11 protein-coding genes are annotated in these 16,967 nt (G+C 75.8%); 8 read left to right on the plus strand and 3 right to left on the minus strand.

Features of this window, described 5'->3' with window-relative positions; all coding sequences use genetic code 11:
• Window positions 1-16: 16 nt before the first annotated feature.
• Window positions 17-700 carry a hypothetical protein gene (locus ACFVSN_RS35310; protein ID WP_387957561.1) on the plus strand — a complete coding sequence of 228 codons (684 nt, stop codon included), beginning with the start codon at window positions 17-19 and terminating at the stop codon, window positions 698-700.
• 218 nt (window positions 701-918) lie between these two features.
• Here ACFVSN_RS35310 and ACFVSN_RS35315 read toward each other — a convergent pair whose 3' ends face one another.
• Window positions 919-1,590 carry a hypothetical protein gene (locus ACFVSN_RS35315; RefSeq protein ID WP_387957563.1) on the minus strand — a complete coding sequence of 224 codons (672 nt, stop codon included), beginning with the start codon at window positions 1,588-1,590 and terminating at the stop codon, window positions 919-921.
• A gap of 405 nt (window positions 1,591-1,995) precedes the next feature.
• Window positions 1,996-4,194, minus strand: coding sequence for a RecQ family ATP-dependent DNA helicase (locus ACFVSN_RS35320; protein WP_387957594.1), 2,199 nt, complete (start codon window positions 4,192-4,194; stop codon window positions 1,996-1,998).
• 229 nt (window positions 4,195-4,423) lie between these two features.
• Here ACFVSN_RS35320 and ACFVSN_RS35325 point away from each other — a divergent pair, with 229 nt between their 5' ends.
• Window positions 4,424-6,049 (plus strand): DUF4192 family protein, encoded by a 1,626-nt coding sequence (locus tag ACFVSN_RS35325; protein ID WP_387957565.1) that lies wholly within the window; start codon window positions 4,424-4,426, stop codon window positions 6,047-6,049.
• 43 nt (window positions 6,050-6,092) lie between these two features.
• Here the strand turns inward: ACFVSN_RS35325 and ACFVSN_RS35330 are convergent, their stop codons facing one another.
• Window positions 6,093-7,406 carry an alpha/beta fold hydrolase gene (locus ACFVSN_RS35330; RefSeq protein WP_387957567.1) on the minus strand — a complete coding sequence of 438 codons (1,314 nt, stop codon included), beginning with the start codon at window positions 7,404-7,406 and terminating at the stop codon, window positions 6,093-6,095.
• A 695-nt stretch (window positions 7,407-8,101) separates the two neighbouring features.
• Between ACFVSN_RS35330 and ACFVSN_RS35335 the strand changes: the two genes are divergently transcribed.
• The 6 genes from ACFVSN_RS35335 to ACFVSN_RS35360 all read left to right on the plus strand — a co-directional run bounded on the left by ACFVSN_RS35335 (window position 8,102) and on the right by ACFVSN_RS35360 (window position 16,797).
• On the plus strand, window positions 8,102-10,183 hold the full coding sequence (locus tag ACFVSN_RS35335) for a glycogen debranching N-terminal domain-containing protein (RefSeq protein ID WP_380439580.1): 2,082 nt from the start codon (window positions 8,102-8,104) through the stop codon (window positions 10,181-10,183).
• An 88-nt stretch (window positions 10,184-10,271) separates the two neighbouring features.
• The gene (locus ACFVSN_RS35340; RefSeq protein WP_359964826.1) at window positions 10,272-11,030 is read left to right on the plus strand and encodes an NUDIX domain-containing protein; all 759 of its coding nucleotides are present in this window, start codon (window positions 10,272-10,274) and stop codon (window positions 11,028-11,030) included.
• Window positions 11,031-11,238: 208 nt separating this feature from the next.
• Window positions 11,239-12,744 carry an ATP-binding cassette domain-containing protein gene (locus ACFVSN_RS35345; RefSeq protein ID WP_387957569.1) on the plus strand — a complete coding sequence of 502 codons (1,506 nt, stop codon included), beginning with the start codon at window positions 11,239-11,241 and terminating at the stop codon, window positions 12,742-12,744.
• Window positions 12,745-12,747: 3 nt separating this feature from the next.
• A complete protein-coding gene (locus ACFVSN_RS35350) occupies window positions 12,748-13,653 on the plus strand; it encodes a hypothetical protein (RefSeq protein WP_380439510.1) in 906 nt (301 codons plus the stop codon).
• 162 nt (window positions 13,654-13,815) lie between these two features.
• On the plus strand, window positions 13,816-14,694 hold the full coding sequence (locus ACFVSN_RS35355; RefSeq protein ID WP_380439512.1) for a FadR/GntR family transcriptional regulator: 879 nt from the start codon (window positions 13,816-13,818) through the stop codon (window positions 14,692-14,694).
• A gap of 450 nt (window positions 14,695-15,144) precedes the next feature.
• Window positions 15,145-16,797 carry an RNA polymerase sigma factor gene (locus ACFVSN_RS35360; RefSeq protein ID WP_380497499.1) on the plus strand — a complete coding sequence of 551 codons (1,653 nt, stop codon included), beginning with the start codon at window positions 15,145-15,147 and terminating at the stop codon, window positions 16,795-16,797.
• The last annotated feature ends 170 nt before the right edge of the window (window positions 16,798-16,967 follow it).

The raw sequence follows: 16,967 nt of genomic DNA on the forward strand, positions 1-16,967 counted from the left end.
TGATAGATATCCGGGTATGCCTGTCTTCCCCGAGGAGCCGGAGATTCACGAGAGCCTCCCGGGCCCCGGCGTTCCCTTCCCCCGAGAGTCGGACGCACAAGCCCTCCGCGCGCCTGCCACCGGCAGTGCGCCCGCCACCGCACCCACCACCGTCGCCGCGCCCGCCCCGGTGCCCGGCCCGCGCCCAGCGCCGCCGCGCCTGGCACCGCCGAGCGCCGGCCGGCCCGGTCCGCAGCCGCGTCCGGTGCCCAAGCCCGGCCCGGCACCGCGCCGTCCGGCCCCGACCGCACCCCAGATCGAGGTCCGGCGGGTCGCGGCCACCCCGGCCGAGGCGCTGGAGCGCGCCGACGAGGTGGTCGACCAGTTGCTCGACGCCGGGCGCAGCCCGGGCGAGATCCTGGTGCTGACGGTCGGCGAGGCGCACCCGTGGCAGCAGCACGAACTCTCCTTCGGCGAGGAGCGCTACTGGGCGCAACTCGCCGAGGGCGGGGACGTGTTCTACGCGGACGCCGTGCCGACCCGCCCGGCCCGCCGCGAGGTGGTCGTCCTGGTCGCCAACGGCGGACCGGCCGCCCGTGCCGCGGAGGCGTACGCCGCGGCGCTCGGCCACGCGTCCGTGCTGCTCGTGGTCTGCGGCGACGCCGGCCCGGCTGCCAAGGGTGCCGCCGGAGCGGCGCCCGGTCGTCCGGTCAGCGCCTGAGCCGAGCGGCCCCGCCCGGGCCCGGTGCCGAACGGTGCCGGGCCCGCGGGCCGTCGTACCCCGCAGCCGGCCGCAGCCGGCCTGGGAGGCCGTGGGGACGGCGGGGTCCTGGGAGCCCATGGCGGCTGCTTGGAAGCCTGTGAAGCTCATGGAGCCCGTGGAACTCGCGGAGCCAGTGGAGCCAGTGGAGCCAGTGGAGCCCGTGGAGGACTCGGGGCTCAGCGGGTCCCGGTGCGGCGGGCCGGGTGGACCGCGGAGAGCCTGGCGGGCGTCCAGGGCCGCTCGGACGTCTGGCGCAGCGCGCGCCGGCCGCCCGGAGCGTCCAGGGCCGTGCGCGGGGGCAGCTCCGTCACGGTGTGGACCGGTCCGTCCGCCCACGAACCCGCGTGCGGATTGCGGCCCTGTCGCCCGTCCCCGAGGATCTGCCAGCCGGCCGGGGTCAGCCCGATGTAGGAGCCGCAGCGCAGTCCGTGCAGGACGGCCGCGTCCCGCAGAGCCCACATCCAGGCCCCGTCCTGCTCGGTCCAGCCCGGGGCGCCCTCGCGGCAGCGCAGCAGCACCGCGGTGCGGGTCGGCACGGGCTGGCGCAGGTCGTGCGGGGTGATCTGGCGCAGGTGCGCGAGCAGGGCGTTCCGGTGCTGCCAGCCGTCCGTGTCGTGCGGCCAGGGCGTGAACGAGGCCGAGGCGCTGAGGTGGTGCACCGCGTCGAGGACGGCGACCACGACCGTGCCCGGCTGGGGCAGGTGGCGCTGGTGCAGCTCCAGGACGAAGTCGCGCGGATCGCGCAGCAACGGGATCCCCGAGGCGGTCCAGGTCTCCAGGTCCAGCAGCCGTCTGGGCGCCGAACTCCGGGCGAGGGGAGACTGACCTCGGCCGATACCGTTGATCACGATCCTCCTTCCCGACCCACGGGCACGCGGGTACCTGCGTACGCCGAAGGCAGGGTCCACCGGACCGGGTTTCGGGTACCCGCCAATTCTCGTGGCATCGGGGGCGGAGCGGCAACGATGAAATGATGAACGCCGCCCGAAAGCCCACGTTCTGCCGGATATATTCCCCTCTGGCGCAAGCGGTACTCAGGCATCTCCGCAGCCCGGCGAGGGCCAGGGTGAACGGCCCGTGAACTGGGTTCCGCAATGTCATCGCCCCTCTCCCGTCGTCGGTGCCGCGCGGGCGCCCCGCCGATGTGATCTCTCCCTCCTTTAGGCCATTCGAGTGAGTCCGTCCGAACGGACGGCCCGCCTCCGTTCGGGTGTGCGGCCCGGGTGCGCGGCCCGCCGCCCGGGCCGCGCGGATCAGGCCTGCACGGCCAGCACCAGGGGCAGCACCGCGCTCGCCCCGGCCCGGCGCAGCAGGCGCGCGGCGACGGTGACCGTCCAGCCCGAGTCGACGAGGTCGTCCACCAGCAGCACCGGACCGCCCGCGGCGGCCACCGCCTGCGCCAACTCGGGCGGCAGGACCAGCGCTTCGGTCACCGAGCGCAGCCGCTGCGCGCTGTTGCTGCGGGCGCCGTGCGGGGGCCGCCCGTCCGCGTACTCGATCCGCCCGAGCAGCGGCAGCCGCCCGATCTCGGCGATCCGCGCGCCGAGCGTGCCGACCAGCTGGGGGCGGGCCGAGGAGGCCATGGTCACCACGCCGGCCGGCCGCTCCAGCCGGGCGCCGTCGGCCGAGGCCGGCCCGGCCCAGCCGCCCGGCCCGCGCGCCCAGTCGGCGAGCACCGTCACGAGGGCGTCCACCGCCTCGCCCGGGACGGGCACGTCCGGTGCCTGCTCGGCGAGCAGGCCGCGCAGCCGGGTGCCCCAGCCGATGTCGGACAGCCGGCCGAGCGCCCGGCCAGTCTCGGCCTGCTCCCCGGCCGGGATGCGCCCCTTGAGCGGCACGCCGACGGCCTCCATACCGGTGGGCCAGAGCCGGCGCGGCTCGAAGCCGACCCCGGGGCGGCCGAGCGCGGCGCGGGCGGCCTCCAGCGTGGCGGCCGACACCTCCGGGGTGTGCAGCGGCCCGGCGCAGTTGTCGCACCGCCCGCACGGCGCGGCCTGCTCGTCGTCCAGCTGCCGCCGCAGGAACTCCATCCGGCAGCCGGTGGCCGCCGCGTACTCGCGCATCGCGCGCTGCTCGGCCTCGCGGGAGGCCGCGACCTTGGCGTAGCGGGCGGTGTCGTACTCCCAGCTCTGCCCGGTGGCCGTCCAGCCGCCCTTGACCCGGCGGACGGCGCCGTCCACGTCGAGCACCTTGAGCATGGTCTCCAGCCGGGTGCGGCGCAGGTCCACCCGGGGCTCCAGGGCTGCCGTGGACAGCGGGCGGCCGGCCTCGGCGAGCGCGTCGATCGTGCGGCGCACCTGCTCCTCGGGCGGGAAGGCCAGCGAGGCGAAGTAGCGCCAGATCGCCTCGTCCTCGCGACCGGGCAGGAGCAGTACCTCGGCCCGGTCGACGCCGCGCCCGGCCCGGCCGACCTGCTGGTAGTAGGCGATCGGGGAGCTGGGCGAGCCCAGGTGCACCACGAAGCCGAGGTCGGGCTTGTCGAAGCCCATGCCGAGCGCGGAGGTGGCGACCAGCGCCTTGACCCGGTTGGCCAGCAGGTCGGCCTCGGCGGTGCGGCGCTCGGCGTCTTCGGTGCGGCCGGAGTAGGAGGCCACGGCGAAGCCGCGCTCGCGCAGGAAGGCGGTGACCTCCTCGGCGGCAGCCACCGTCAGCGAGTAGACGATGCCCGAGCCCGGCAGGCGGTCGAGGTGGTCGGCCAGCCAGGCGAGCCGGTGCGCCGGGTCGGGCAGGGCGAGCACGCCGAGGGTGAGGCTCTCCCGGTCGAGCGGGCCGCGCAGCACCAGGGCGTGCTCGTCGGCGGTGCCGGTGCCCAGTTGCTCGGCGACGTCGGCGGTGACCCGGGCGTTGGCCGTGGCGGTGGTGGCCAGCACCGGGACCCGGGGCGGGAGGTCGGCGAGCATGGTGCGCAGCCGGCGGTAGTCGGGGCGGAAGTCGTGGCCCCAGTCGGAGATGCAGTGCGCCTCGTCGACCACGAGCAGGCCAGTGGAGGCGGCGAGCTTGGGGAGCACCTGGTCGCGGAAGTCGGGGTTGTTCAGTCGCTCCGGGCTGACCAGCAGGACGTCTACCTGCCCGGCCGCGACCTCGGCCTGGATCGCGTCCCACTCCTCGGTGTTGGCCGAGTTGATGGTGCGGGCGTGGATGCCGGCCCGGGCCGCGGAGTCGACCTGGTTGCGCATCAGGGCGAGCAGCGGCGAGACGATCACCGTGGGCCCGGCGCCCCGGGCACGCAGCAGGGCGGTGGCGATGAAGTAGACGGCGGACTTGCCCCAGCCGGTGCGTTGCACGACCAGGGCCCGGCGGTGGTCGACCACCAGGGCCTCGATGGCCGTCCACTGGTCGTCGCGCAGGGCGGCACCGGGGCCGGCCAGCTCGCGCAGGACGGCCTCGGCCCGCGCCCTGACCTCGGCGCGGTCGGCGGCGGTGGCGGTGGTGTGGATCTCGTGCGGCTGCATGGCGTCCATGTAACCCCGAGGCGCCGACAACGGGCGAATGCCGGGGCGGGCGAGAAGGGTGGAGCCGGGGTGTATGTCATCCGATCGTCGGCTGAACGGCAGTCAAATATCACTCGGGAGAGTGGCGATGACGTGCTCCGAACGAGGGAAGCGGAATTCCGGCCCGGAGTTGTCCACAGGAAAAAACAAAAGTCAGCCGCGGATTTCGGGGCGCGGCACTCTTCCCGTCATGAACGCCATGAACAGCGACAGCGCCATGAACAGCGACAACGGCATGGACAACGACAACGGCATGAACGACGACACCACGACGAACGGGGACAACGTGACGCTCTCCCTGGGCCCCGCCTCCGGCCACCGGCCGGTGACGATGCGCGGCCCGGCCGACATGGCCGAGCTGCTGCCCTACCTCCTGGGCTTCTTCCCCGACGACAGCATCGTCGCCGTCGGCCTGAACGGTCCCGACCTCCACCAGGGCGGGGTGCTCCGGGCGGACATCCCCGCGTCCCGCGCGCAGTGGCCGGCCGCGGCGGAGGAGACGGCCGCCCTGCTGGTCGACGTCTCGGAACAGCGCGGCAGCCGCCCGATCCAGGTGCTCCTCTACCTCTGCCAGGATCCCGTCCCCGGGCACGGGCCGCCGGTGGTGGACGGCCTGCGGCCGCTGGCCGACGGCCTCCGGGCCGCGTTCGCCCGCCGGGGCGTGCCGGTCAAGGAGTCGCTGTGCGTCTCGGACGGTCGCTGGTGGTCCTTCCTCTGCCGCCGGGAGGGCTGCTGCGATCCGGCGGGGAACCCGATCCGCCCCGCCCCCGGCCCGGGGCCGGCCGCCGCCGCGGCGACGTTCGCGGGCCTCGCCCCGCGAGGCAGCCGGAAGGCGATCATCGCGGGGCTGGCCCCGATCGGCCCGCCCGGTGCCGAGGCCCAGCGGACGGCCCTCGCACGGGTCGGGACGGCCGATCCGTCGGCGCCGGGGATCGCCCTGCTCGACCAGGCCTTCGTCGAGTTCGCGGCCGGTGCCCGCGAGCTCGACGAGGACCGGACGGCACGGCTGCTGCTCGCCCTGCGGGACCGGCACACCCGGGACCGCGGCGCCGAGTACGTCCGGCCCGCCGAGCTGGCGTCCGCCGAGCGGCTCTGGCGCTTCCTCGCCCGGCGCGCGGTGCCGCCGTACGAGGGCTGCGCGGTCGCCCCGCTGACCTTGCTGGCCTGGGCGTCCTGGGTCGCGGGGGACACGGCGACGGCCCGGGTGGTGCTCGGCCGCGCCCTCGACCTCGACCCGTCCTACCTGCTGGCCGATCTGCTGCACGAGTCGCTCAACGACGGGATGACCCCGGAGGCGCTGCTCGCGGCCGTCGAGGGCCAGCGGCTCCGCCGGGAGGCGAAGCGGGCGGGGGAGGCGAAGCGGGCGGGGGAGGCGAAGGAGGAGAACGGGGTGAAGGAGGAGACGACGGTGCCGGAGCCGACCGACGAGGTGAGCGGCGGCCCGGCCGCCGATCCGGGCGGAGCACCGGAAGGGACGCCGGATGGGACGCCGGACGAGCCGTCGGGCGGCCCCCGGGAAGGGGCGCCCGGGCGGGGGAAGGCCAGGCGCAGGCGCCGGGGCGGCCGTCGGGCGGGCGCCGCTGCTCCGGGGACGCCGGGCGGTGTTCCCGGTGGGCCCGCCCCGGCCCTGCCGGAGGCGGACGGCCTCGGGCCGGTCGCCCTGCTCGCGGAGCCGGGCCGCGGCCGGGGGGAGCGCCCCGACGCGACCCTGAGGCTGGGCCGCGGCCGGGCGTGCAGCGGGGCGGCGGTGCCGCTCGGGAGCGGGGCGCACCGCTGCATCGGGAGGTCGGCCCGGGGAGCCCGTCATGGGCGCTGACGTCCTTCTCCGCCCGCTCCGGGCTCCCCGGGGCCGGGCCGGGCTACAGCTCGCCGTGCGCCATCTTGATCAGGCGGTCCAGCACCTTGCCGCCGCTCACCCGCAGGCCGTCGTGCTCCCACTCGTTGGTGATCCAGGTCCGCAGGCCGCGCACCGCGCGGGCGGTCTCCAGCGAGTCGGCGGTGTCCACGTACATGTCGTCGTGGTACACGGCCGCCACGACGGGCACCTCGTTGGCGGCGAGCCGCTGCGGGTCGTAGAGGTCGGGCCAGTCGGCCCGGGCGGCCAGCAGCTCGGCGGCCTCCTTCAGCGGCCGCAGCGCCGGGTCGGTGTCGAACATCCAGGGGTAGATCATCTCCCCGGTGAACAGCACCGGGGCCTCCGTCTCCAGCGCGGCCCGGGCGTCGAACCCGGGGAACTCCTTGCGGAGCCGCTCGGCCGACCACGCGGTGCCGCCCGCGTCCACCGACCGCTGGCCGTAGATCGACTCGTGCAGCACGGCGTACAGCGGGCCCTCGGCGAAGGAGATCCTGGCCTGGACGCCGTACAGGAAGGTGTCGGAGAGCTCGGGCCCGTCCGGGCCCTCCACCCAGGCCTCCTCCAGCAGGTAGTGCAGGGCGCCGGAGCCGCTGCCGCCGCCCAGCATCATCCCGAGCGACTGGAAGGCCTCGACGGTGAGCAGGCCGCCGTCGGGCAGCGTGGCCGGGGCGGCGGCGAGGTGCGCGGCGATCCGCCGCACCGCTTCGACGTCCTGCGGGAACCGCTCGTAGTGCCCTTCGTTCTTGCGGACCACCCGCGGGTAGGCGGCCCGGTAGACGTCGTCCGCCGAGCTCCGCAGGCCCGCGAGGCCGCCGGTGACGAAGGCCTCCGTCAGGCCCTCGGGGGCGATCGAGAGGTAGGTGAGGGTGCAGAAGCCGCCGAAGCTCTGGCCGAGCACGCTCCAGCGCCGGTCCGCGCCGAGCAGGTGGCGGCGGATCAGCTCGGCGTCGCGCACGATCGAGTCCGCACGGAAGTGCGCCAGGTAGTCCGCCTGCTCCCGGGCGCCGCCGCGCCGGGCGAGGGTCCGGCGGGTCGCGGGCGTCGAGCGCCCGGTGCCGCGCTGGTCGAGCAGGAGCACCCGGTAGTCGTCCAGGGCCCGGTCCAGCCACGCGTCCCGGCCGAGCGGGCGGGCCGCCTTGCCACCCGGGCCGCCCTGGAGGAAGAGCAGCCACGGCAGGTCGTCCCGCTCGCGGCCGGCGGCCACCACCTCGCGGGCGTACACCGAGATCCGCTCGCCCTCGGGGGCGGCGTGGTCCAGCGGGAGCTGGAAGACGTGGTCGGTCGTGACAATCCCGGGCAGCCGGCTGGCGGTGGACATACAACTCCTCGGTCTCTGCAGGTCACAGCGGTCACGTCGCCGTTCACGGTGTCACCGGGTGCGGGCGCCGCGACACCCGCACCGTATCCTGGCCGCCGTCGGGCGCCGGTTCGACGGCCGTGCTCCTCCCCGGGGCGCGCCCGGGACCGGCCGCCGCCGGGGTCGCGCGGTCCGCTGCCGGGCCCGCGGTGACGGCCCGCCACCGACCGTCCGGGTGCGGCGCGGCAGGAGCGCCCGAGCCCGGAGGCTCCGGCCGAGCGTGACCTGGGGCCGGTGTGCGGCGTTGACTCCGGGGGCCCTGTGCGCGCACCGCGGCGGGAACCGCGCCGTACCGGCGTCCCGAACGCCGGACTCGCGAGCGGCCGCACACGGCACCGCGACCGGCCGCCGCGCGCGAGCGGCCGACCGGGGCGACGGGCCACGGGGAGAGGGCGCCACCGGCCTGCCGGTGCGCGAGGCCCGACGGCGGGCCGGGCACACCGACGTGCCCGGCGCGGCGACCCGGAGCGCGGGTACCGGCCCGGTACCGCGCACCGCATGGCACGACCCGCCACCGGGTACGGCCAGACACGGCAGAACCGCCGACGGGACACCCCGCCGGCCCGGCACCATCAGCACGCGATCGAGCATGCTCGCGGCCCACCGGCCTGACCCGGCCACCGGACCGCCGAGGGGAGGAGAGTCCGGTGACCGCCATGAGGCCGCCCCAGGCCGCGCCGGCCGAGACCGTGGTCGGCGCGCCGCGACCGGTCGGCCGCCCCGACCAGGTCCCGGCCGGCCCGCCCCGGCCGCAGCCCGCCGCCGTCCACCACGCGGTGCTCTGCGTCAAGGCCCCCGGGATGGCCGCCTCCGGGCCGGACGGCCAGCTGCGCGGGCACGGGCTCCACGGCTTCTACCGCAACGGCGTCCGGGTCGTCGCGCGGATGGAGCTGCGCCTCGGCGGCATGGAGCCGCTGCCCCTCCAGGGCACCCAGACGAGCGCCGCCGAGGCCCGGTTCCTCGGTGCCGTCCGCCTTCCCGGCGACCTCGACCCGGACCCGGCGCTCACCGTGGAGCGGCTGCGCCAGGCGGACGGCGTGGAGACGGTGATCGTGCGCAACACCGGGGCCCGGCCCGCCCGGCTCCCGCTGGAGATCGCGCTCGGCACCGACCTCGGCCCGGTCGGCGAGATCGCCGCCGGGCACCGCTCACCGGACCTGCCGGGCCAGGTGCAGTCCGCGGGCCTGCGCTGGGCCGGCCCGGCGCACAGCGCGGTGGTGTCCGCGAAGCCGTCCCCGCACGCCGTCCTCGCCGGTGCCGGGGTGCTCCGCTGGGACCTGGAGGTGCAGCCGGGCGCCCGCTGGTCGGTCGAGCTGCGTGCCGAGCTGGAGAGCACCGTGCCCGGTGCGCGTCCGCCGGGCGGTCGCGGCACGGGCGTCCCGCTGCCCTGGTCCGAACCGGAGGTCCGCGCCGACGACGGCCGGGCGGCGCTGCTGGTCACCCGCTCCCTCGACGCCCTCGGCGGCCTGCTCTTCGCCGACCCGGACCGACCGACCGACCTCTACCCGGCCTCCGGGGCGCCCTGGCGCTTCGGCCTCGCCCCGGCCGACGCGCTGTGGGCCGCCCGGCTGACCCTCCCGCTCGGCACCCGGCTCGCCGCCGGCACCCTGCGGGCGCTGGCCCGGCGCCAGCAGCTCGCCCCGGCGCCCGGCCGCACCGAGGGGCTGCTGCCCGGTGCCCTGCGGCACGGCGGTCCCGAGCTCCCGCCCACCTGCACCGCGACCGAGGCCACCCTGCTGTTCGTCACGGTGCTGGCCGAGGCCTGGCGCTGGGGCCTGCCGAGGGCCGAGGTCGCGGACCTGCTCCCGGCCGCCGAACGGGCCCTCGGCGCCCTCCGGGACGGCCTGGTCGACGGCTTCGTCACCGACCTGAGCCGTCCGGCCGAGGACCGCGCCGCCCACCCGGTGGCCGCCCGCGCCGAGGTCCAGGCCCAGGCGCACCGCGCCGCCCTGCACGGCGCCGAGCTCCTGGAGGCCTTCGGCCGCCCCGGCGCCGAGGAGTGGCGCGGCTGGGCCGCCGGGCTGCGCGGGCGCTTCCGCGAGCGGTTCTGGATCGACGACCTCTCCGGCGGGCGCCCCGCCGCGGGCCTGGCCCCGGGCGGGCAGCCGCTCCCGGCCGTCGCCTCCTCCTTCGTCCACCTGCTCGACACCGGCCTCGCGGTCGACGGCGGCCGCCACGAGAGCCTGCTGGACCGCGAGCAGACGCGGCTGCTCGCCCAGCGCCTCGTGGCCCCGGAACTGGACAGCGGCTGGGGTCTGCGCACCCTGAGTGCCAAGTCGCCGCGCTTCAACCCGCTGGGCCACCGGGGCGGCGCCGTGCGGGTGCACGAGACCGCCCTCGCGATCGCCGGGCTCGCCGGGGCCGGCCACGAGAACGAGGCCGGCACCCTGCTGGAGGGCCTGCTCGCCGCGGCCACCCACTTCGAGGGCCGTGTGCCCGAGATGTACGCCGGCGAGCAGCGGATCCCCGGCTGCCCGCCCGTCCCGCACCCGGCCGCGTGCCGTCCGGCGGCGGTCTCGGCCGCCGGGGCCGCCCACGCGGTCTTCGCCCTCGCCGGGGTCCGCCCGGACGTCCCCGGCGGCCGGGTCAAGGTCCGCCCGGCGAGCACGGCCCCGCTCGGCGAGCTGGAGCTGACCAACCTGCGGGTGTCCGGGGAGCGCTTCTCCGTCCGGGTGAGCCGCATCGGCGTGGCCATGGTCGAGGAGGCGCCCGCGGACCTCCAGCTCGTGGCGCGCTGACCCCCGCCCGGGCCTGCCCCGCGGGCCATGGGCACGGGTTGTACACGGGCCTGTGCTTATCGTCAGAGAGACGACTATGATCGTCGCCATGTCGCGCTATGACCCGTCGGCCTTCCCCCCGTTCGCAGTCACCGTTGACCTGGTGGTGCTGACGGTGCGCGACCATGAGCTGTGTGCCCTGCTGGTGAGACGGGGCGAGCCCCCGTTCCAGGGGTACTGGGCGCTGCCCGGCGGCTTCGTGCGGCCGGACGAGGGCCTGGCCGAGGCGGCCTCCCGCGAGCTGGCCGAGGAGACCGGGCTGCGGGCGCACTCCGCGCCCGGACACGACGCCGTCGGCCCGGGCGCGGCCGGCGCCCACCTGGAACAGCTGGCCACCTACGGCCACCCGCAGCGCGACCCCCGCATGCGGGTGGTCAGCGTCGCGTACCTCGTCCTCGCTCCCGACCTACCGACGCCGCGGGCCGGCGGGGACGCCAGCAGCGCCCGCTGGGCGCCGGTCGCCGAGCTGCTCGGGCAGAGCCCGGCCGACGGGGTGCCGCTCGCCTTCGACCACGGGCTGATCCTGGCCGACGGGGTCGAGCGCGCCCGCTCCAAGATCGAGTACTCCTCGCTCGCCACCGCCTTCTGCCCGGCCGAGTTCACCGTCGGCGAGCTGCGGAGGGTCTACGAGGCCGTCTGGGGCGTGGTCCTGGACCCGCGGAACTTCCACCGCAAGGTCACCGGCACCCCCGGCTTCCTGCTGCCCTCCGGCGGCACCACGACCCGTCAGGGTGGGCGCCCGGCGCAGCTGTTCACCGCGGGCGGTGCGACGGTGCTCAACCCGCCCATGCTCCGCCCGGAGTCCTGAGGTCGCGCGCCCCCGTACGTCGGCCCGCCTCGGTCCGGTCCCAGCCCGCCCGGCCCGTCGGCCGGGGAATCGCAGGATCGGATTGTCCCCTGATCGGGTGAGGTGGGTGGCCCGCGGGCCCGCGCCGCTCCCGTAATGCCCGGAATCTCCTCCGCCGACCCCTAATGTGCTGGCGCGGGGCCGGTCGAGGGCATGGGAGCAGGCAGCGATGATCCAGATCACCGGACTGACCAAGGTCCGCGGCAAGGGCGCTCCGCCGGTCTTGCTGGACCTGACCTTCGACGCCAGACCCGGCCTCGTGACGACGCTGCTCGGCCCCGAGGGCGCCGGCAAGTCCACCGCGCTGCGGCTGATGGTCGAACTCGACCGCGGGCAGGGCGTCACGCTCTTCCACGGCCGCACCTACCGCCGCCTGCGCCGCCCCGAGCGCGAGGTCGGCGTGCTGCTGCAGGGGCCGGGGGAGGGGAGCACGGCCGTGGCCGGGCACCCGGGCCGCACGGCGCGCGGTCAGCTGCGGATGCTCGCCGCGGCCGTCGGCGTGCCCGCCCGCAGAGCCGACGAACTGCTGGAGCAGACCCGGCTGGCCACCGTCGCCGGGCAGCGGCTGCGCACCTTCTCGCCCGGCATGCACCGGCGGCTGGCGCTCGCGGCCGCGCTGCTGGGCGACCCCGGCGCGCTGCTCCTGGACGCGCCGACCGAGGGCCTGTCCCCGCGCAACGTGGAGTGGTTCCACTCCTTCCTGCGCTCGTTCGCGGTCGCGGGCGGGACGGTCCTGGTGACCACCCGCACCCCGCAGGAGGCGTCCCGGCTGGCCGACCGCGTGATCACGCTGGACCGGGGCCGGCTGGTGGCCGACCAGCCGGTGGTCGAGTTCCGCCGCACCCGGCTCAGCCCCGAAGTGGCCGTCCGCGGACCGCAGATGGCGCGGCTGGCCGACCTCCTGGTGGGCCAGGGCGCCCAGGTGCGCCGGGACGGCGGCGCCGGTCTCGCCGTGGCGGGCATCGGGCGCACCGAGATCGGCGAACTGGCCTACCGGCACGGCATCCTGCTGCACGAACTGGCGGACCGCGTGGTCGAGCAGCCCGCCCCGAGGGCCGTCCTGCCGACCGCCTCCGGCCGCTCCGGCCAGATCCACGTCCAGCCGAAGTCCGCCGATGAGCGCAAGCCCGTCGCACAGCCGCAGCCGCAGCCGCAGCCGTCGGCCGGACCGGCCGGAACGCCAGAACCGGCCGGAACGCCAGAACCGGCCGAACCGGCCGAGCCGATCGCCCCGAGGCCCCACGGCGACGCCGCCTTGCCCACCCGGGCCCTGCCGGTCGCCTCCGGCGCCTCCGTCGCGACCGCCCTCTCCGCCCTCGCCGTCACCGGGGCCACCCGCGAGCGGCCGGCCGAGCCCCCGCGCGCGCACGACGCCTCGGATGAGTCCGGGGCCGAGTCCGAGCCCGCACCGGAGCCCGTGCTCCGCCCCGTCCGGGTGCCCAAGCCCGATCTCCGTTCCGCCGACAGCGCCGCGACGACCGTGGCGGTGGACCGCCTCTTCAGAGCCGGGCCCACGGCTCCGGCCGCCGCCCTGCTGTCGGACGACACCGTCCGGCTCGGCCGCGTGACGCCTGCGGCATCCCCGGCCGCTCCCGTCACCCCCACCACCTCCACCACCGCCCCCACCACCTCCACGACCACCTCCGCCACCCCCGTCGACCCCCGGAGCGAGTGAACCGTGCGCGTCCTGGCCTACGAGCTGCGCCGGCTGCGCGGCCTCCGTTCCACCTGGCTGCTCCTCGCCGCCGTGCTGCTCTGCGACGCCGTCGTGGCCGCCGTCCTGGCGGGCCAGCGGCCGGAGGGCCCGCTGCCCGGCCCGGCCGGGGTGCGGCTGCTGACCGCGGCCTTCCCGCTGCTCCCGCTGCCCTTCGCGGCGCTCGGGGCCGGACTGCTGGGCGCCCTCGCGTACGGGCACGAGGTCCGCTTCCCGGGGCTGCCGGCCTCGTGCGTGTCGTATCCGCGCCGGGTCCGGCTGCTGGTGGCCAAGCTGCTGGTGATCGGCCCGGTGGCGGGGCTGCTGGCGCTGGCCACCCTGGTGGTGGACACGGTGGCCGTGCACCTCGCGCTGCCCGCCGGGGTGACGGTGGCGGCCTGGGCGGACCCGTCCGCGTTGTCCGGGCGGGTGTCCGGGGCGCTGACCTCGGCCGGGCTGTCCGGGCTCGCCGACCTGCCGGGAGCGTTCGGGCCGGTGGCCCTGGTCGCCGGGCACGGGGTTCCGGGCGCCCTGCTGGCCTTCGTCCTCCTGACGGTCGTGGCGGGCTGGACCGGCGTCCTGACGGCCTCGCTCACCCGCAGCGCCGTCGCCGGCGTGCTCGTGCTGTGCGCGCTGCCGCCGCTGCTGGAGTCGGGCGTGGCCCTGCTGCTGCGGCAGACCGGCACGCCGTGGCCCACCCGGGCGGCCGAACTGCTGCCGTTCCAGTCGGGCGTCGAATGGGCGTACGGGTGGGTTTACGGCGGAGACCGGCGAGTGGCACCCGGAGGCACCGCGCTGACGGACCCGGCGCTCCTCGCGGCGGTGGCCGCCCCGGCGGCCGTCCTGCTGGTGGCGGCCCTGGTGATCCAGACCCGGCGCCGCGCGCTCTGATTCCCGGGCCGCCGACCCGAAGCACCAAGATCGACCAGCAGTGACCGTAATGCGCGGTTCTTCCTGATAAGAAGTCAATTATCCAGTCACGGCCGATCACCCTTTCGTGTGCTTTTCACGAGAATTCTCAAGCTGCGCCTGCCGATCGCCGACAAAGGACCTGTGAGTACCCTTGCGCACCCCACCATGACCCCCGCCCGTTCCGCCGATGGGCCCATCCACGGCCCCGGCGATCTGGACCGCTTCTCGTACGCCGACCGGCCGACCCCGCCGGCGCCCCGCTGGGAGGGCGCCGAGTCCGAGCTCGCCAGGGTCGGCCGCAAGACCACCAGCAGCCGCGGCCGCGGTCTGCACGGCCAGCTGGTCCAGCAGCTCGGCCAGATGATCGTCTCCGGTGACCTCGGCGCCGACCGCCCGCTGGTGCCCGAGGAGATCGGTCAGCGCTTCGAGGTCTCCCGCACGGTCGTCCGCGAGTCGCTGCGCGTGCTGGAGGCCAAGGGTCTGGTCAGCGCCCGGCCGAACGTCGGCACCCGGGTCCGTCCGGTCGGCGACTGGAACCTGCTCGACCCGGACATCATCGAGTGGCGCGCCTTCGGTCCCCAGCGGGACGAGCAGCGCCGGGAGCTCTTCGAGCTGCGCTGGGCCATCGATCCCCTGGCCGCCCGGCTGGCCGCCGGTCACGGCCGCGAGGACGTCCAGCAGCGCCTGGTCGAGCTGGTCGAGATCATGGGCCACGCCGCCGCCCAGGCCGACCTCTCGACCTACACCCGGGCCGACGCCGAGCTGCACGGCCTCGTGCTGCAGATGGCCGGGAACCGGATGCTGGAGCACCTCTCGGGGATCATCTCCTGCGCGCTCCAGGTCTCGGGCGGCCCGACGACCTCCTGCGAGCGCCCCTCCGAGGCCTCGGTCAGCCTGCACTCCCGGCTGGTGGACGCGCTCGGCACCGGCGACGGCACGGCGGGCGAGGCCGCGATGCGGGCGCTGCTCACCGTCCACCCCGAGATCGAGCCGTCCGTCCCGGCCCCCCGGGAGCACTGAACGGTCTGGTTCGGTCCGCCCGCCCACGGCCCTCCGGCCGCACCGCCCGGTGCAGCCGGAGGGCCGTTCTGCCGGGCGCGGAGGGACATCCCGGCGGGGGCCGGGACGGCCTCCGGGCCGGGTGGGCATGTGCATGGCGGCAGATTCCGGCGCGAGTGCGCGATGATGGAGTCCGGCCCCGGGCCGCGGGCGCCCGAGCGGTGTGACCCGCGACACGAAGGCCATGCGTAACACTTGACGAGTAGCAGCGATGTGTCCTGAGCGGAAGCAGCTCCGGAATACTCCAGCACGCCACGTGGCTGTGTTGGTCCGCGGCGCTGCTGCCGTCCTGCAAACCCAGTCCTCAAGCCCGAGTCGGTCGGAATCGACACCGCGCGTCCGACGCGCGATCTCCTTCCCCGCCCGCTCGGGCGGCCGGTACGGGTTCGAGTCCACTCATCGTCCGAGAGGTTGTTCGTGTCGGCCAGCACATCCCGTTCGCTTCCCCCCGAGATCGCCGAGTCCGCGGCTCTGCTGGCTCTCATCGAGCGGGGCAAGGCCCAGGGGCAGATCGCCGGTGACGACGTGCGCCAGGCGTTCGAGGCGGACCAGATCCCGGTCACCAAGTGGAAGAACGTCATGCGCAGCCTCAATCAGGTGCTGATTGAGGAGGGGGTGGACCTCATGGTGAGCGCGGCCGAGCCGGCCGGTGCCAAGCGCAAGAGCGTTGCCGCCAAGAGCCCCACGAAGCGCACCGCCACCAAGGCTGTCACCACCCGGACCCCGGCCGCCCCGTCGGCCCCGACCAAGCCGCCCGTGCGCATCGCGCCCGGCGCCCCCGTCGCGGCCCCGGCCGTGGCGGCCGCCACGGCGCCCGCGCCGACCGTGTCCGCCGAGATCACCGCCGAGGAGACGACCACGGTCGTCACCGAGGTGAAGGCGGCTCCGGCGAAGAAGGCCGTCGCCAAGAAGGCCGTGGCCAAGAAGGCCGCCGCGCCGGCCAAGAAGACCGCCGCCAAGAAGACCACCGCCGCCAAGACCGCCAAGGGCGGCGAGGAGGAGCTGCTCGGCGAGGAGGAGCTGCTCGAGGACGTCGCGCTGCCCGGCGACAAGGCCGAGGCCGAGGCCACCGGTCCCGAGGAGGAGTCGGAGGGCTTCGTCCTCTCCGACGACGACGAGGACGACGCGCCGGCCCAGCAGGTCGCCGTCGCCGGTGCCACCGCCGACCCGGTCAAGGACTACCTGAAGCAGATCGGCAAGGTCCCGCTGCTCAACGCCGAGCAGGAGGTCGAGCTCGCCAAGCGCATCGAGGCCGGCCTGTTCGCCGAGGACAAGCTCTCGGCCGCCGACAAGCTCGCCCCCAAGCTCAAGCGCGAGCTGGAGATCATCGCCGAGGACGGCCGCCGCGCCAAGAACCACCTGCTGGAGGCCAACCTCCGCCTCGTGGTCTCGCTGGCCAAGCGCTACACCGGCCGCGGCATGCTCTTCCTGGACCTGATCCAGGAGGGCAACCTCGGTCTGATCCGTGCGGTCGAGAAGTTCGACTACACCAAGGGCTACAAGTTCTCCACCTACGCCACGTGGTGGATCCGCCAGGCGATCACCCGCGCCATGGCCGACCAGGCCCGCACCATCCGCATCCCGGTGCACATGGTCGAGGTCATCAACAAGCTGGCCCGCGTCCAGCGCCAGATGCTCCAGGACCTGGGCCGCGAGCCCACCCCGGAGGAGCTGGCCAAGGAACTCGACATGACCCCCGAGAAGGTCATCGAGGTCCAGAAGTACGGCCGCGAGCCGATCTCGCTGCACACCCCGCTCGGCGAGGACGGCGACAGCGAGTTCGGTGACCTCATCGAGGACTCCGAGGCGGTCGTGCCGGCCGACGCGGTCTCCTTCACCCTGCTCCAGGAGCAGCTGCACTCGGTGCTGGACACCCTGTCCGAGCGCGAGGCCGGCGTCGTGTCGATGCGCTTCGGCCTGACGGACGGTCAGCCGAAGACCCTCGACGAGATCGGCAAGGTGTACGGGGTCACCCGTGAGCGCATCCGCCAGATCGAGTCGAAGACCATGTCGAAGCTGCGCCACCCGTCGCGGTCCCAGGTGCTGCGCGACTACCTGGACTGATCCGACACCGCGCGGGCCCTGCCTGCGCGAGCACTCACGAGAAGGCCCGGAGCCCCACGGCTCCGGGCCTTCTCGGCCGTCCGGAGGGGGTTCGTCACCGTCCGAGTGGCGCTTGTCGCTCGTCCGGGTGGCCGTCCGCCGGGAAGCGGTCGCACAGTGTAGCCGGTCAC

Source organism: Kitasatospora sp. NPDC057904 (genome assembly GCF_042887925.1).
Classification (GTDB): Bacteria; Actinomycetota; Actinomycetes; order Streptomycetales; family Streptomycetaceae; genus Kitasatospora.

What these genes read in the sequence shown, in the direction of transcription:
- ACFVSN_RS35310 (WP_387957561.1), top strand. Translation starts at nt 17, where the DNA reads ATGCCTGTCTTCCCCGAGGAGCCGGAGATTCACGAGAGCCTCCCGGGC.
- ACFVSN_RS35320 (WP_387957594.1), bottom strand. Translation starts at nt 4,194, where the DNA reads ATGCAGCCGCACGAGATCCACACCACCGCCACCGCCGCCGACCGCGCC.
- ACFVSN_RS35325 (WP_387957565.1), top strand. Translation starts at nt 4,424, where the DNA reads ATGAACGCCATGAACAGCGACAGCGCCATGAACAGCGACAACGGCATG.
- ACFVSN_RS35330 (WP_387957567.1), bottom strand. Translation starts at nt 7,406, where the DNA reads ATGTCCACCGCCAGCCGGCTGCCCGGGATTGTCACGACCGACCACGTC.
- ACFVSN_RS35335 (WP_380439580.1), top strand. Translation starts at nt 8,102, where the DNA reads ATGAGGCCGCCCCAGGCCGCGCCGGCCGAGACCGTGGTCGGCGCGCCG.
- ACFVSN_RS35340 (WP_359964826.1), top strand. Translation starts at nt 10,272, where the DNA reads ATGTCGCGCTATGACCCGTCGGCCTTCCCCCCGTTCGCAGTCACCGTT.
- ACFVSN_RS35345 (WP_387957569.1), top strand. Translation starts at nt 11,239, where the DNA reads ATGATCCAGATCACCGGACTGACCAAGGTCCGCGGCAAGGGCGCTCCG.